This is a genomic window from Afipia sp. GW822-FHT04G07, from assembly GCF_058800765.1.
Genome location: NZ_JBXAMP010000001.1, coordinates 2,488,530 through 2,504,230, shown reverse-complemented (window position 1 = coordinate 2,504,230; position 15,701 = coordinate 2,488,530). Strand labels below are relative to the sequence as shown.

Genomic DNA, 15,701 nt, shown 5'->3' with positions numbered 1-15,701 from the left:
GATGCGACATTTTGTTCTGGCCGCCGCTCTCGGCGTTGCGTTCATTCTTTCGGCGACCGGGGCCGACGCGCGAAGCTATCGCTACTGCCTGAAGAGCTCGGTGGGTCCGGGTGATTGCAAGTACAACAGCTACAGGCAATGCCAGGCCGCGCTTTCTGGCACCACCGGAACCTGCGTGAGAAACAGCGGACCTCGCCGCTAAACGCAAACGTCGGACGCCGGTCGGATCGAACCTGATCTGCCGTGGCGTGTGACCGTCGCCGCGTGCGGTGTCTGACGCCGCCTTGCGGCAATCTCCCACGGCGTTTTATCCGCCGCGCGTCTCACGTCCAATATCGAGAAGTGGATGCTGAACCGGCTGAATCTCGGTAGCGATTGACGTTGAAAAAAATCGCAGGATTGGCGCACCCGACACGATTCGAACGTGTGACCTTTGCCTTCGGAGGGCAACGCTCTATCCAGCTGAGCTACGGGTGCGGCGTCATCCATTTAGCCGATTGATCCGGTGCGGGCAACGGTCCGTTACGCGGGCACGATGACCTTGCCGATCGGCCAGAGTGCTATTCCGGCCAGTTTCAGATGCGCCCAGGCGAACGGAATGCCGATGATGGTCACCGCCAGCAGGATTGCGGTGACGACATGCCCCAGCGCAAGCCACCAGCCCGCAAGCAGCAGCCAGATCAGGTTGCCGATGAAGCCGAGCGGTCCGGTTCCGATGTCGGAGCGGCCCGAAACCATGTCGCGCGACACGGCTTTCTGGCCGAACGGAAACAGCGTGTAGACCGCGATGTTGAATGCAGCCCGCGCCCACGGCAGGCCGATGATGGTGATGGCCATGATGATGGCCGCGACCACCCAGCCGGCCGCCATCCAGATGCCGCCGAGCAGAACCCAGAGAATGTTCAGGAGCAGGGAGACAGGCGACATGGCAACGTCCGATCCTTGGATGACTTAAAAGATATGGCCGAGGTTTATGTCTCGACTGTGAATTGAAGACCCGCATTGTCGGTGAGGCGCTTGATGAGACGGTCGCCGAGCGCCGCGCCCGGCGTCCAGATTCCGCCGCCGACATCCGCCGCTTCGCGCACAAGGCAGATCGCGCATTCGGCGATCATCTTGGAGGTCGAGCCGTATCCCGGATCGCGATCGCCCGTCACCGCTGCGCGGATCTGCCGGCCATCGGGAGCAATGCCGACAAACAGCAGATCGTAGAAGCCGGTCTCGCGCTCCTCTTTCGATGGACCTTCGCCGGGTTGCGGCCCGCCGGGGCCGCCCATCGCCGCGTTGGCGCCGACAATGGCCTTGGCCATGGCCTCGCCTTTCTCGCCGGGACCGGCCAGCATCATTTCGTCGTAGACGAAGTCCTGGCCATACGGAAATCCCATCAGCAGGTTCGAGCGGTGCACATTGCGCGTGTTGATCGTCGCCATCACAAACGGCGCGACCCACATCGCGAGATCCTCGTCGAACATAGGTTTGTTGCCGGAGGGCTGCTTCGGTCCGTCAAAGCCCGGCGTGAGCGAAAAGGGATTCTTCAGCAGCGCGACCAGGCTGAGGTCTTTCGCGGCGGCAGCGTAAGTTGCCTTGAGACTCGCGGCGGTGCCGCCGGAGAATGTGCCTTTCATCTTGCGCACGCGGCCCTTGACGCGGCTCACCATCGCGCCGAGTTGCTTCTTCGCGGTTTGCTGAAGGAAGAAGACGCCAAGCTCGAACGGAATCGAATCGAAGCCACACGAAAACAGAATCCGCGCGCCGCTCTTCTTTGCCGTGGCGTGATGGGCGTCGATCATCTGGCGCATCCAGGCCGGTTCGCCGCAGAGATCGAGATAGTCGGTCCCCGACGCGGCGCATGCCGCGACAAGATCGGAGCCGTAAAGCTGATAGGGGCCGACGGTGGTGAGAACGCATCTGGTCTGGCGCACCAGCGCTTCAAGCGACTTGGGATCGCTGGCGTCCGCCTCGATCAGCGGCGTGTCTTTGGGTGCGCCGATCTCGTCGCGGACAGCCGCGAGTTTGTCGCGGCTGCGGCCGGCCATCGCCCATTTGAGATTGCCGTCCTTGTAACGTGCGGCGAGATATTCCGCGACCAGCTTTCCCGTAAAGCCGCTTGCACCATACACCACGACATCGAATGTCTTGTCTGTCATCGCCGATCCTCCATGAGACATGCCGGCCTTCGATCCGGTGATGCGTTCGCCTCAGCGACGGCCTTTATGGCAGGGCGGGCAGCCGGGAACAATCCGGCTTCGCGCACGGGCGGACGGTTGCGCGGCCCTGAAAACTGATCTAACCGGCCTTTCGCCGATCGAAGACCGGGCCCATATCAACTCGGGCCATCAAGGAGAAACTGCATGCGGACACTCACTCGCCTGGCGGCCATTCGTCTGGCTGCGTCTGCCGCGGCAGCGGTCACGATCCTCACTCTCGGCGGCGCTGAACCGGCCATGGCTTATCGCGAAAGAGCCTTCTGCCTGGAGAACAACCTGCGCGGCGGCGTGGGCAAGATGTGCGTGTTCGATACGTTTGAGCAGTGCGTCGAGTACCGAAGCGGCATTGCCGGCTCGTGCGCCGCGAATCCGTGGTATCGGCCATATGAGCCCGCGCCGCGCCGGCATCGCGTCCGCAAACACCGCCGCTAGGCCACAGGCCTTCGCTCGCTGTGATATTTGTTTGCGCCGGGATTTGAACCCGTATTGCTCTGCTGCCGTATTTTTGGAACGCTGCCCTGCATGAGTGACAAGGGCGAGAACGGCAGGCGTCGATGGTGAGCGTGGCGGACCAGGCAAGTTCAGAAAGCAATGGCGGCGTGGATTCGTTCTACAGCGCCATGCCGGTGTTCCGCGGTTTCGTCAGCCTGATGGATCCGTCGCTGTATAGGCCGGTGCCGGACGGTTGGCTGATCGGCGTCGCGGACATCGTGCAATCGACCAAGGCGATCGCGGACAATCGCTACAAGGCGGTGAACATGGCGGGCGCGGCGGTGATCGCGTCGGTCACCAACGCGCTGGAGAGCCGCGATTTCCCGTTCGCCTTCGGTGGCGATGGCGCGAGTTTCGCGGTGTCGCAGCAGGACGCCGGACTCGCGCGCGAAGCGCTGGCGGCCACCGCGACATGGGTGAAGGAAGATCTCGATCTCACGCTGCGCGTGGCGCTTGTGCCGATCGAGGCGATCCGCGCGCAGGGTCTTGATGTGCGCGTCGCGCGTTATGCGCCGTCGCCGCATGTCTCCTACGCGATGTTTTCAGGCGGGGGCCTCGCATGGGCCGAGGCGTCGATGAAGCGCGGCGAATTCACCGTGACGCCGGCGCCGTCCGGCGCGCACCCCGATCTCACCGGACTGTCGTGCCGGTTTTCCGAAATGCCGGCGGAACGTGGACTCATCCTGTCGCTGCTGATCGTGCCTGCGGCATCGACCGACAGCACGGCGTTTCGCCGCCTGATCGAGGATGTGGTGACGCTGGTCGAAAAAAGCCCCGGCGCGGGGCGTCCGGTGCCGGAGAACGGGCCGCGAATGCGCTGGCCTTCGCCGGGCGCGAACTTCGAGGCGCTGACGCAGCGCGGCGGGCCGCTGTTTCTCCGCCGCCTCAGTGTTCATGCCTGGACGTTATTCGCGTACGCGTTATTCAAGCTGAACATTTCCGCCGGCGGCTTTGTGCCGAAGGTCTACATGCAGCAGGTGGTCGAGAATTCGGACTTCCGCAAATACGATGACGGGCTGCGCATGGTGCTCGACTGCAAGCCTGAGCTCGCGGACGCATTGGAGAAACGCCTCGCCACGGCGGCGTCCGCAGGTGCTGCGCGTTACGGACTGCACCGGCAGGACGCGGCGATGATGACCTGTTTCACGCTGTCGGCGTCGCGGCCGGATCATTTCCATTTTGTCGATGGCGCACGCGGCGGTTACGCGTCCGCCGCCACGGCCCTGAAGGCGACATTGAACTAGACAATGCTCACGGTGTTGCATCGCGTTGCACAACGGACGGCTTGACGCTTGCGGGCATCCGCATAAGCTGACCTCGCTCAAGTGCCGAATGGATTTGCGTCTTGATCGTGGTCAGGAGAAAATCATGTCAGTTGCACGTGTCACCGAGCTTATTTCCGCATCCCCGAAGAGTTTCGAAGACGCCGTTCAGGCCGGCGTCAAGCGCGCCGTCAAGACATTGAAGAATGTCGAAGGCGTCTGGGTCGCCAACCAGAAATGCGTTATCAAGAATGGCAAGATCGCCGAATACCGCGTTAATCTGAAAGTGACGTTCATTCTCAAGGACTAGTTTCGCCTGAAAACCTGTCGTTGAGCGGCGGAAGCGCCCGATGTCGCGGGCGCTTTTGTCTTGTCTATGCATGTCTTGTCTATGCATGTCTTGTCTATGTTTGTCTTGTCTGTGACTGTGTGGTGGCCATGATCGATGTCGGGGGTGGGGGCAGGCGCGGACGAACCCCGTGTGGATTCGCGATAACGCGCCCGTTTCGCAACGCCATGATCGGTCTGCTTGTGGTGGTCGGCGGTATCGGTATAGGCAGCCTCGGTAGCGCTTATGCCGGCGACGATGACGACGAATCATCCGAGACCAAACCAAAGCGTCCGAACATCTATCTGGATGTTAGCACAGCCTACACATCCGTGCCGCCGAACACGCTCGCGATCGGCTTCCGGAATTTCGTTTCGCCGATCCCGGCCGCGGCCCAGGTTGTGACGCTGAACGCGCCGCTGACGGTGGACATCAGCGAACGGTTTTCGATTTACGGCGGCGTCAGCGCCAGCACGGCGCGCACGGATTTCGCGCCGTGGTCGTCGATGATCGTCGACAGCTGGAATGTCGGATTCAATGCCGACATTATTCAGCAGGACGGATTGGTTCCAACGGTCACCGTCATCTCGACCTTGACGCGTTCGATCAACAGCGCGCCGGGGCTGGCCTCGACATCGAACCAGACCATCGTCGAGCTCGATTATGCGCTCGATGACGATGCGACGCGGGGCCTGCTCGCCGGCACCAGACTGACCGGCGTTTGGGTGGACTCGGGCCTTGCCACGGTCGAGCCGGTGTTCGTCGGCTACCTCGGCGGCTATTACCAGTGGCCGAGCAACTGGAAACTGTCGGGCCGTTTCGGCATCCAGACCTTCGGCGGCGCGCAGTTCGCCGGCGGGCTCATCAGGGCGAAGCCTTTCACCCAGCCGACCTTCAGGATCGACATCGACCGGATGGACGATAACGACAATCGGCTGTTCGGCGCATCGCTGGAGGTTGCCTGGACCCCGCAACCCCTGATCCAGATGACGCTGCGAACGCCCCTCTACGCGGTCCGGAATTGAGCTATAGCGAGCTTGTGGAACCTTTCCGGTTGACCGGTGTTCTACTGGGTTGCAACGGGGACAAGTGATGGCCGACGCGGGTGCTGCTTTAGAGACGGTGGAGCGCTTGGACGCCTCCCTGACCCCTGAGGGGCGCTACCGGCTGCTGGTCGAGGCGGTCACCGATTACGCCATTTACATGCTGGATCCGCACGGGATTGTAACGAGCTGGAACACCGGCGCACAGCGTTTCAAGGGGTATACTGCCTCAGAAATCATCGGCCGCCATTTCTCGCAATTCTATGTCGAGGAGGATCGCGCGTCCGGACTTCCCGCACGCGCGCTTGAGATTTCCGCGCGGGAAGGAAAGTTCGAGAGCGAAGGCTGGCGCATCCGCAAGGACGGTAGCCGGTTCTGGGCGCATGTGGTGATCGATCCGATCCGTTCGCCTGAGGGACGCCTTGTCGGCTTTGCCAAGATCACGCGCGATCTCACCGAGCGCAGGGCGGCGGAAAGACGTCTCAGGCAGAACGAAGAGCTTTTCAAGATGCTGGTGCAGGGCGTCACCGATTACGCGCTCTACATGCTCGATCCGCAAGGGCGTGTGAGTAGCTGGAACCAGGGTGCGGAACGGATCAAGCAGTATCGCGCCGAGGAAATCATCGGCGAGCATTTCTCGAAATTCTACACCGCCGCCGATCTGCAAAAGGGCGAGCCGAAGAATGCGCTGGATAGCGCGCTGCGCGAGGGACGTTATGAGAAGGAAGGCTGGCGTGTGCGCAAGGACGGCACGCAATTCTGGGCCAACATCGTCATCGATCCGATCCGTGACGAGACCGGCGCTCTCATCGGCTTCGCCAAGATTACGCGCGACATCACCGAACGAAAGGAAACGCAGAAGGCGCTCGATCTGGCGCGCGAGGCGCTGGCTCATTCGCAGAAGATGGACGCCATCGGGCAATTGAGCGGCGGCATCGCGCACGATTTCAACAATCTGCTGATGGTCATTCTCAGCAGTCTCGAACTGGCCAGCCGGCGGCTGCCAGACGACGAGCGGGTCAGGACGCTGATATCCAATGCGACACAGGCCGCGCAGCGCGGCGCCGCGCTGACCCAGCGCATGCTGGCATTCGCCCGGCGCCAGGATCTCGATCTCAAGCCCGTCGATGTGCCTGCCCTGGTGCGCGGCATGGCCGATCTGCTGAAAAGCTCGCTGGGGCCCGCTGTGACGATCGAGACGCGCTTTCCGCTAAAGCTCGATCTCGTCCATGCGGACGCCAACCAGCTTGAGATGGCGCTGCTCAATCTTGCTGTGAACGCTCGCGACGCAATGCCGGATGGCGGCAGCATCGTCATTGCGGCACGCGAGGAAACCGTGGCTGCTCACTCGGCGGGCAAGCTGAAGGCCGGGCGTTATCTCTGTCTCTCGGTGAAGGATGCCGGCGAGGGGATGGACAAGGCGACGCTGACGCGCGCCATGGAGCCGTTCTTCACCACAAAAGGCGTGGGTCGCGGCACCGGATTGGGATTGTCGATGGTCCATGGCATGACCGAACAATCGGGAGGCCGCTTCGTCCTGAAAAGCCGGAAAGGCGAAGGCACCACCGCCGAGATATGGCTTCCCGTGGCGAAGGCGGTCATGGACGCCGGCGATGCCGATCGCTCCGTCGCGGGCGATGCCGGGCACGACCGCCATCTGGTGGTGCTGGCCGTCGACGATGACGGTCTTGTGCTGATGAACACCACGGTGATGCTGGAAGAGATGGGCCACACGGTGTTCGAGGCGACTTCCGCGAGCCAGGCGCTCGACATCCTGCGCCGCGAACGGGGCATCGATCTTGTGATTACCGATCATGCCATGCCGAAGATGACCGGCGTTCAACTCGCCGCGGCGATCAAGGCCGAGCGGCCGGGCATTCCGATCATTCTTGCGACAGGTTACGCGGAATTGCCTCCGGGCGTGGACGACAAACTGCCGAAGCTCGCGAAGCCGTTCCGTCAGCAGGATCTGATGCAGGCGGTTTCCGCCGCGATCCAGACGCAAGCGCAAGCATAATCACGATGCGCCGTCAGGCCATCTCGCCGTTCACGAACGGATTGGTCTTGCGTTCGTGGCCGAAGTTCGAGCCCGGACCATGGCCGCAGATGAATCCGATGTCGTCACCGAGCGGCAGCAGTTTGTCCTTGATCGAGCGGATCAGCGTTGCGTGGTCACCGCCGGGCAGATCCGTGCGTCCGACCGAGCCGGCGAACAGCACGTCGCCGACGATGGCGAAGCGCATCCCCTTGTTAAAGAACACCACGCTGCCCGGCGAATGGCCGGGGCAATGGTACACGTCAAAGCTCAACTCGCCGACCTTGACCTGATCGCCTTCGTCGAGCCAGCGGTCGGGAGCGAAGTTGCGCACGCCGGTCATGCCGAAATTCGCGCCGCTCGTGACCACGTTGTCGAGCAGATATTTGTCGGCGAGGTGAGGGCCTTCGATCGGCACTTTCAGCGCGTCGCGCAGTTCCGCCGCGCCGCCGACGTGATCGATGTGGCCATGCGTGATCCAGATCTGGTCGACGGTCACTTTGGCCTGTTCGATCGCGGCGAGGATATTCGGGACGTCCCCGCCGGGATCGATTACCACGGCGCGTTTGGTCGCCTCGCACCACAACAGCGTGCAGTTCTGCTCGAACGGCGAAACAGGGACGATCAGCGCGCCGGCTTTGGGGGCTTCATTCCGGGAAGTATCTGTCATGCGGCCACAATGCTGATTTTTCGCGCCGCGCCAAGCGCTTTTCGTCAATTCTTTTTGAATGCGCGGCCTGCAGTTTTAGCTGCGGTCAGGCAACGCGGAGGCTGGACTTGGGCGGCAGCAAGTCGAACGGTTCCGGCCGGCCGACACCGTAGCCCTGCGCATAATCCACGCCGATCTCGCGCAGCGCTTCGAGGATCGCCTCATTCTCGGCGAACTCGGCGATGGTCTGCTTGCCCATCATCTTGCCGATGCGGCAGATCATTTCGACCATGGCGCGGTCGATCGGATCGTCAAGCATGTCCTTGACGAAGCCGCCGTCGATCTTGAGATAGTTCACCGGCAGGTGTTTCAGATAGCCGAACGACGACATGCCGCTGCCGAAATCGTCCAGCGAGAACCGGCAGCCCATGGCCTGCAGCACGCCGATGAAGCGGCTGGCATTCTCGAGGTTGGCGATGGCGCTGGTCTCGGTGATCTCGAAACAGATCATCGTCGGCGGAATGCCGTGCGCGCTGAGCTCCTCGCGGACGTAGTCGATGAAGCTGTCGTCGCCGAAGGTCGCGCCCGACAGGTTGATGGCGCAGGTCGCAATCGCGGAGGAGGGCACAGCGGCCAGCCGGTTCGCCAGGATCGTGAAGGCATGGCGCACCACCCAACGGTCGATCAGCGGCATCAGTCCGTAACGCTCGGCGGCAGGAATGAAATCGCCGGGCGGCACGAGGCGGCCGTCGCGATCGCGCAGCCGCAGCAGCAATTCGACATGCGCGCCGTTATGGTTCGCGCCTTGCAGCGGGGCGATGGTCTGCGCGTGAAGGCAGAAGCGCTCTTCGTCGAGGGCGTCGTGGATGCGCTGGACCCACGCCATTTCGCCGAACCGGTGCAGCAACTCGGTGTCGCTCGGATTGTGAATCTGAATGCGGTTGCGGCCCTTCTCCTTGGCCAGATAGCAGGCAAGGTCGGCGGTGCGCAGGGTCTCGTCCTTGGTGGCGCGGCCCTGCGTCATTTGGACGACACCGATGCTCGCGGTGACCGTGAATGCGCGTTCGTTCCAGACGAAATTCATATCCTGCACGGCCTGCCGCAGGCGCTCCGCGACGATCGCGGCGTGTTCGATGTCGCCGTCCTCGAGCAGGACGGCGAATTCGTCGCCGCCAAGCCGCGCCAGCAGATCCTCGACCCGGAGATGTTTTTGCAGCGAGGCGGAGACCTCGCACAATAGCTTGTCGCCGGCGGCGTGGCCGCAGGTGTCGTTGATGATCTTGAACTGATCGAGATCGAGATACATCAGCGCGTGGGGACCGCTCTGGCCGTGATCCAGCCGCTGCAGGGCTTTCTCCAGCCGGTGTTCGAACTCACGGCGGTTGGCAAGCTTGGTCAGGCTGTCATGCGAGGCCTGCCACGACAGGCGGGCGATGTATTTTTTCTCGCTGGTCATGTCGTGCAGCACGAGCACGGCGCCTGCGAGAACGCCTTCCTTGGTGACCGGCGCGCCGACCATGGAGATCGCCACCGACGTGGCGTCGGGCCGCTGCAGTAATTGGGGGCGCGTGTTGGCGGCAAGGTTGTAGCCGTTGAGAATCTGTTCGATCTGGCCGGTTTTCTGTTCGCCGGTTTCCTCGTCCAGAATCCTGAACAGCGAGGCGAGCGGCGAACCCTTGGCTTGCAGCGCCGTGCGGCCGACCAGACGTTCGGCCGCCGGGTTCATGTAGTCCACCTGACCGCTGGCGTTGGTGCTGATGACCGCATCGCCGATCGACGCCAGCGTGATCTGCGCGCGCTCCTTCTCGGCGCGCAGGGCGCGTACGAATTTGCGTCGCTGTGCCAGAAAGTAACGCGTCATCAGGAGCAGCGCTGTGACCAGCAGTCCTGCGGTAAACAGGTTGGCGATCGTCAGCACGAGCTTGACCTGCCGCGATCCATTGCCGAGGCTTTGGGAATACGCCTTCGCTTCAGGCGCGACGCGCGCATTGATGTGGTCGATACGGTCGTGCAGCAGGCCGATCTGGTTGAGCGTTGCCGGCCCTTGATGCCGCTCGGCATAGATCGCTCGCGCCAGTCTGGTGAGTTCATCCAATATGGGATCGGTGTTGATCCAGTGGGTTATTGCAGTCTTGAAGGCCGGCAGTTCCCGGAAATAGCGATAGAGCCAGATCATGCCGTCGATGTCGTCGGGATGGTTCCCGCCTTGCAGGAATCCCGATCGCGCTGCGGCGATGTCGGGCGGGTTCTGATCAAGCGCGATGCGCGCCGCGCGGTCGCCCAGCGGCACCGCGATGGCTTGTTCGTATTGCTGCCAGAGCGCTTCGTTGCCGGTCTCGCCATAAAGATGGAGATAATGGACGGCGTCCTTCTGGCCCTTCGACCAGAAGCTTTCGCCGCCGACATAGGCGCGCACCGACGACAGGATATTGAGACTCGTCCCGGCGAGAAAGGCTTGCAACAGAACAATGGCGATGAAGGGCGAGACCAGCCGCAGCAAGCGCATATTCGCAGATCGAAAATTGAGCTTCATTGGACGTAGAGGTCCTTGCCGCTGTTCGACGTGAATTCCCTGTTTGATTCCCATTACCAGTTGCATGACGTGCGGCTTTCCCGTCCGTCAGGCACGATCGAAGTCTGCCGGTATCTGATTAAAAGCGGGCGAACTTTGCGGCCTGCGGTTGCGGAACCCGAAAGATGCGTGAATCGCGAGTAAATTTTACAGGGCGCTTTGTAACTGCGCCGCCGGGAAGCCGGCTTCCGTTTCCCATAAGCCGGGTGGCGGCAGCAAAAAGGTGGCTGGCCCGGATGCCGGCCCAGCCACCGCAGCGCATTCATTCGTGGGAGTTGTCGCGATTAACAAAGTGTTACCGCTTCGTCTGCGCCCTCAGCGCGTCCTCGACCGCGCGGTCGAACGACGATGTCCTGGCGGGCGCGGTGCTGCGCTTCTTCTCGGCGACGAAGGCGTCGCGCTTCTGCACCAGTGCCGCGAGTTTTTCGTTCAGGCTCTTGCGCGTCTGCGTCTGCTTTTCGAGTTCGGTCTTGCGCTGCTCCGGTGAGAGCTTGCGAAGTTCGTCCGGCAGTTCCTCGTCCTTGACGTCACCGAGCGTGGCGCGACCCGAAGCCACAGCGCTGACCAGATCACCATCGCCGGTGACGGCTTCGGATGAAACCTTCGCGCGCTTGTTGAGATAGCTTGCCATGTCGGAGGCCGACGAAGGCGCCGCCGCCGCGACCTGCGACAGTTGCCGGGTTTTTTCCTCGACGCGCTTCTGAACCTTCTGCGGTCCGTAGGGGATCACGGTGCGGTTGATGTCGTTTTGCAGAATGATGATCTCGTCGTCGTAGGGCGTCTCGATCACGACGAGTTCGCCGCCGTCCTGCGGAATCGGAATGAAGCGGCCGTCGCCAAGCTGCGCGACGTCCTTCCAGACCCGCTCGGTGTCGCGCGCGCCGCCGGCGAGCACCGCGTTGACCACGATGTCCCGCTGCCGGGCAACCGCGAGGGTCTTCGGATATTTGGTGTCCTGCGCGTAATCCATGTGCGGCGGCGCGTCGCCGACCAGGAAGACGATGCGATGCGCGTCGTTGCCCTTGGTCCATTGCAGTTTATTGACCGCGACATCGAGCGCCTCGTTGACGCTTTCCGGCCAGTCGCCGCCGCCGCGCGCTTTCAGCTCCAGCAGGTTGGCGTAGATATCCTGAATGTCGGTGGTGAGGTCGAACGTTTTCGTGACGTACTCGTCGCCGACGTCACGATAGGCGACAAGGCCGATCCGGATGTCGGCGTCGGGATTGGCGTCGACGACGCTTGTTGCAATGGACCAGATTTTCCGTTTGGCGCCTTCGAGCAATCCGCCCATCGAGCCGGTGGTGTCGAGAACGAATGCGACTTCGACGGTCGGCTTTGCGATTGCCTGCGAGAGCGCCGCGGTGACCGGCAGCGCGATGACGGCGAGTGCGAACGCGGAGCAGCCGAGTCTGAATTTTGTTGTGATGCGTGATGTCATTTTCCCCTCCAAAAAAATCGCTGATCCCCGAAACGGGTTTCGCTTGCAGCGGAACCGAGGGTTCCGTTGCTTCGCGTCGGCGCGTGGTCTGAATTGTGTCGGGGTGCGTACAGTTTTGGGGCTGAGAGGATTTTGCTTTTCTGCTACTCTCGCGGAATCATGAATTCACCGTTTCGCCATATCGAGCCAAGTCTGCCGCCAGATCGCCGCCAGTCCGACACAGCGCTCGCGATCGCGCGCGGCACGTCCAGGCTTTTGAGATCGCTCGGTTTTTCCTGCGTCAGTGAATTGACCCTGCCGTCGGGCCGGCGCGCCGATCTGGCGGCCATGAACGCGCGCGGCGACATCTGGATCGTCGAAATCAAATCGTCGGTGGAGGATCTGCGCGCCGATCAAAAATGGCAGGACTACCGGATGCATTGCGATCGCCTGTTCTTCGCGTTCACGCAGGAGATGCCGTGCGAGCTGTTTCCGGCCGATACCGGATTGATCGTCGCCGACGCTTACGGCGCACACTTGCATTGCGATGCGCCCGAGCACCGGATGCCGGCCGCGACGCGCAAGTCTATGATCGTGAGTTTCGGATTGCTGGCGGCGCAGCGGATCGGCCGCCTGCTCGATCCCCAGGGTTATCCCGGCATCGACGAATAATTTCGCTCGCCGCCGCGAGCGAAATCAACGACGACATTCGTCATCGGCATCAGGGCTTTCTCGAACATCGCAAACGTGATTGAGGCGCCGTTCACCACGCCCTCCGTATCGGCTTGCGCGTCCGGATGGCTTTCGAGGACGTCGAGAAAGCTCGGCCAGAACCGCTTGCCGAAGCCGTGGCGCAGATAAGCCGTCGCATTCATCGCATCCGAATCCGGATGTTCGGCGAGACGGGCGAGCATCACCCGCGCGCCCATGCGCGATGCTTCAAGCACGTAGACCGCGCCCAGCATTTCAGGAGTGGTGCGGAAGTCAGGCTGCGGTTGCGGATTGCAGGTAATGGCCATCGCCGCAAGATCGTGTTCGAGCGCAGGCGTGCGCACGCGAAGCTGCCAGTCGGGAAGATGCTGTTCGATGCCGCCCGCGGTCAGCGCAGCTTCCACTGGAAACAGCGCCTCGGCCTGGCTACGCAGAAACGCCTCGTAATAGCCGGGTCGCCCGAGATCGAGTGATGAGAGTGCGAGGTCGAGCCTGCGGTGCGAGGTGCAGGTTGCTTCGCTGATGGTCTCCCGGATTGCCATGGCATTCGCCTCCGATGGCCGTCAATTTTGCGCCGCCGTCAGTTCTGCGTCACCACGATGTGGCGCGAGGGGACGAGCGGCTCAAGCAGGGTGGTTACGTAGTTGAGCGTCATCTGCACGGGATAGGTCGACCGGCTGCGCACTGTCACGCGCGGCGCGCGAAGCGGCGACCCGTGCGGCCAGTCGATCCGATAATCTTCAACGAGACCGAACTGCTTCGTGGCTTCGAGCCGGGAGGAAATATCGATATGTCGCGCTTTTCGCATCATTCCTACACCGGCGAAGCCGCTCCCTGCTGACAGTCCTGCGCAGATAACGCAGGTCCGCCGGGAAAGGTTCCGCCGGGGGATGCGGTCAGGCTAGCGCGGTGCGCGCTTCGCCAGGATGCGCTGCAAGGTCCGGCGATGCATGTTCAGACGGCGCGCCGTTTCCGAGACGTTGCGGTTGCACATTTCATAGATGCGCTGAATGTGCTCCCAGCGGACGCGGTCAGCGGACATCGGGTTCTGCGGAAGCTGCGACTTGTCGTTGCCGCTCGCGAGCAGTGCGGCGACCACGTCGTCCGCATCGGCCGGCTTCGAGAGATAATCGACGGCGCCCATCTTCACCGCGGTGACGGCGGTTGCGATATTTCCATAGCCCGTCAACACGATGGCGCGGGCATCGGGCCGCTGCCGCTTCAATGCCGACACGACGTCGAGACCGTTGCCGTCGCCGAGCCGCAAATCGACTACGGCGAAAGCCGGAGGCGTCCGGTCGATGTGATGCAAACCGTCGGACACATTGTCGCAGGTGCTCACAGCGAAACCGCGAGTCTCCATTGCACGCGCCAGCCGGTCGAGAAACGCCTTGTCATCCTCGACAATCAGCAAGGAACGGTCGGCAATTTCGGTCAAATCGGCAGTTGCGGTCACGGTTTTGCGTCTCCTGATGCGGTCCTACTGATATGGCGTGCCAATCGGGCGCTGCCAAGGCCGACAAAGGTCCGGCGTCGATAATCGACGCTCGTGGCCGGCTTTATTGCAGTGCGGCTGACGGCACTTCGGCGGTCTCGAAGCTATCGCGCGGCCACACGATCGTGACCACGGCGCCGTGATCGGGGAACGTCCGGTTGGTGAAAGACACTTTGGCGCCGGTGCGCTCCAGCAAGGTGCGCGCGATGAAGACGCCGAGGCCGAGGCCGCTGTGCTCGCCTTTGTGCTCGCCCTGGGCTTCCCCGGTGCGGCGCCGCGTCAGATACGGTTCGCCGATCCGCTTCAGAATATCCGGCGCGATGCCCGGCCCGTCGTCGGAGACTACGATCTCAACCGTATTTGCATTCCACCACGCGTTCACCTCGACGCGCTCACGCGCGAAATCGACGGCGTTCTCAAGAATGTTTCCGACGCCATAGAGAATGGCCGGGTTGCGCATGCCGACAGGCTCGGCATCGGCGGCCAGTGCAATGCGAATCTTGATCGCGATTCCGAAATCGCGATGCGGTGCGACGGTTTCCTCGATCAGTGTCGACAGCGGCATCTTGTCGAACGGCGCGCCCTGCGACGAGAGTTGTGTGATCTTCGCCAGAATTTCCCGGCAGCGTTGCGCCTGCTCGCGCAGCGTTTTCAAATCGCCGCGGGCATGTTCGTCGAAGCCGTTCTTCTGGATGGCTTCCTCGAGTTCGCGCGAGATGAGGAAGATCGTGGACAACGGCGTTCCAAGTTCATGCGCGGCCGCGGCGGCAAGGCCGTCAATCTGGGTCAGATGCTGTTCGCGCGTCAGCACAAGTTCGGTTGCCGCCAGGGCGTCGGACAGCTTGCGCGCTTCCTCGGTGACCTGAAAGGCATAGAGACTGGTGACGCCGATCGCCAGCATGATCGAAAGCCATACCGCGACCATATAAGTGCTCGGCAGCACCAGAGGCTCGTCGCCATTCCACGGCAGCGGCAGATGGAAGAATCCCAAAGCCGTGGCGCAGGCCGCGGCAAAAACCCCGAGCGTAATGGTGATCCGTGTCGGCAGCGCGGTCGCGGAGATCAGAACCGGCGCAAGGAAAAGAAATGAAAACGGATTCTGCAGCCCGCCGGTGAGGAACAGCAGCGCGGCGAGTTCGGCGATATTGATTGCCAGAAGGCCGGCCGCGTAGCGCGGCTCCAGGCGATGGACCGGATTGAAGGCGGTCTGGAGCGCCAGATTGAGGAGACACGACAGACCGATGATGACGACGCAGGGGATCACCGGGACCTCGAAATCGAGCCCCTCGGAAACGATGAAAATCGTCGCCATCTGCCCCAGCGCAGCGAGCCAGCGCAGCCGCAGGATGGTGTCGAGCCGCACATAGCGCCGTGGCTGGCGGAAGTCGGATGTCGCGATATCGCTCATGCGATACCTTTACCGTCCGGCTGCACCGATCACAAATCGGCATGTACTAAGAGGTTTGCATAGGCGGGTCTTGCGGTCGGCG

At 62.3% G+C, this 15,701-nt stretch carries 16 protein-coding genes and 1 tRNA gene; 7 read left to right on the top strand and 10 right to left on the bottom strand.

Annotated elements, in window-relative coordinates; translation table 11 throughout:
- Position 1: 1 nt before the first annotated feature.
- Entirely contained in the window at positions 2 to 202 is a 201-nt protein-coding gene (locus AC1RKJ_RS12240; protein WP_492791225.1) for a DUF3551 domain-containing protein, read from the top strand.
- A gap of 198 nt (positions 203 to 400) precedes the next feature.
- On the opposite strand, the gene AC1RKJ_RS12235 is transcribed toward AC1RKJ_RS12240, so the two are convergent.
- The 3 genes from AC1RKJ_RS12235 to AC1RKJ_RS12225 all read right to left on the bottom strand — a co-directional run bounded on the left by AC1RKJ_RS12235 (position 401) and on the right by AC1RKJ_RS12225 (position 2,147).
- A tRNA-Arg gene (locus AC1RKJ_RS12235) sits at positions 401 to 477 on the bottom strand.
- 45 nt (positions 478 to 522) lie between these two features.
- Positions 523 to 927 carry a YccF domain-containing protein gene (locus AC1RKJ_RS12230; RefSeq protein WP_492791224.1) on the bottom strand — a complete coding sequence of 135 codons (405 nt, stop codon included), beginning with the start codon at positions 925 to 927 and terminating at the stop codon, positions 523 to 525.
- A gap of 44 nt (positions 928 to 971) precedes the next feature.
- On the bottom strand, positions 972 to 2,147 hold the full coding sequence (locus AC1RKJ_RS12225; RefSeq protein ID WP_492791223.1) for a saccharopine dehydrogenase family protein: 1,176 nt from the start codon (positions 2,145 to 2,147) through the stop codon (positions 972 to 974).
- Positions 2,148 to 2,351: 204 nt separating this feature from the next.
- Between AC1RKJ_RS12225 and AC1RKJ_RS12220 the strand changes: the two genes are divergently transcribed.
- From AC1RKJ_RS12220 to AC1RKJ_RS12200, 5 genes are all read left to right on the top strand, one after another.
- A complete protein-coding gene (locus AC1RKJ_RS12220; protein ID WP_492791222.1) occupies positions 2,352 to 2,639 on the top strand; it encodes a DUF3551 domain-containing protein in 288 nt (95 codons plus the stop codon).
- Positions 2,640 to 2,827: 188 nt separating this feature from the next.
- A complete protein-coding gene (locus tag AC1RKJ_RS12215; protein WP_492792725.1) occupies positions 2,828 to 3,943 on the top strand; it encodes a DUF3095 domain-containing protein in 1,116 nt (371 codons plus the stop codon).
- A 124-nt stretch (positions 3,944 to 4,067) separates the two neighbouring features.
- Entirely contained in the window at positions 4,068 to 4,271 is a 204-nt protein-coding gene (locus tag AC1RKJ_RS12210) for a dodecin family protein (RefSeq protein ID WP_492791221.1), read from the top strand.
- Between the two features lie 206 nt (positions 4,272 to 4,477).
- A complete protein-coding gene (locus AC1RKJ_RS12205) occupies positions 4,478 to 5,314 on the top strand; it encodes a hypothetical protein (protein WP_492791220.1) in 837 nt (278 codons plus the stop codon).
- Positions 5,315 to 5,381: 67 nt separating this feature from the next.
- Positions 5,382 to 7,349, top strand: a complete 1,968-nt coding sequence (locus tag AC1RKJ_RS12200; RefSeq protein ID WP_492791219.1) for a hybrid sensor histidine kinase/response regulator — start codon at positions 5,382 to 5,384, stop codon at positions 7,347 to 7,349.
- 13 nt (positions 7,350 to 7,362) lie between these two features.
- On the opposite strand, the gene AC1RKJ_RS12195 is transcribed toward AC1RKJ_RS12200, so the two are convergent.
- From AC1RKJ_RS12195 to AC1RKJ_RS12185, 3 genes are all read right to left on the bottom strand, one after another.
- A complete protein-coding gene (locus AC1RKJ_RS12195; RefSeq protein WP_492791218.1) occupies positions 7,363 to 8,037 on the bottom strand; it encodes an MBL fold metallo-hydrolase in 675 nt (224 codons plus the stop codon).
- Between the two features lie 85 nt (positions 8,038 to 8,122).
- Positions 8,123 to 10,549: an EAL domain-containing protein gene (locus tag AC1RKJ_RS12190; RefSeq protein ID WP_492791217.1), complete on the bottom strand. Its 2,427-nt coding sequence runs from the start codon at positions 10,547 to 10,549 to the stop codon at positions 8,123 to 8,125.
- Between the two features lie 334 nt (positions 10,550 to 10,883).
- Positions 10,884 to 12,026: a vWA domain-containing protein gene (locus AC1RKJ_RS12185; RefSeq protein ID WP_492791216.1), complete on the bottom strand. Its 1,143-nt coding sequence runs from the start codon at positions 12,024 to 12,026 to the stop codon at positions 10,884 to 10,886.
- A gap of 159 nt (positions 12,027 to 12,185) precedes the next feature.
- Between AC1RKJ_RS12185 and AC1RKJ_RS12180 the strand changes: the two genes are divergently transcribed.
- Positions 12,186 to 12,677: an MmcB family DNA repair protein gene (locus tag AC1RKJ_RS12180; protein WP_492791215.1), complete on the top strand. Its 492-nt coding sequence runs from the start codon at positions 12,186 to 12,188 to the stop codon at positions 12,675 to 12,677.
- On the opposite strand, the gene AC1RKJ_RS12175 is transcribed toward AC1RKJ_RS12180, so the two are convergent.
- From AC1RKJ_RS12175 to AC1RKJ_RS12160, 4 genes are all read right to left on the bottom strand, one after another.
- Entirely contained in the window at positions 12,656 to 13,258 is a 603-nt protein-coding gene (locus tag AC1RKJ_RS12175; protein ID WP_492791214.1) for a biliverdin-producing heme oxygenase, read from the bottom strand. The genes AC1RKJ_RS12180 and AC1RKJ_RS12175 overlap by 22 nt on opposite strands.
- A gap of 38 nt (positions 13,259 to 13,296) precedes the next feature.
- Positions 13,297 to 13,527: a hypothetical protein gene (locus AC1RKJ_RS12170; RefSeq protein ID WP_492791213.1), complete on the bottom strand. Its 231-nt coding sequence runs from the start codon at positions 13,525 to 13,527 to the stop codon at positions 13,297 to 13,299.
- Between the two features lie 90 nt (positions 13,528 to 13,617).
- The gene (locus tag AC1RKJ_RS12165) at positions 13,618 to 14,172 is read right to left on the bottom strand and encodes an ActR/PrrA/RegA family redox response regulator transcription factor (protein WP_492791212.1); all 555 of its coding nucleotides are present in this window, start codon (positions 14,170 to 14,172) and stop codon (positions 13,618 to 13,620) included.
- A gap of 103 nt (positions 14,173 to 14,275) precedes the next feature.
- Entirely contained in the window at positions 14,276 to 15,619 is a 1,344-nt protein-coding gene (locus tag AC1RKJ_RS12160) for an ActS/PrrB/RegB family redox-sensitive histidine kinase (RefSeq protein WP_492791211.1), read from the bottom strand.
- Positions 15,620 to 15,701 lie beyond the last annotated feature (82 nt).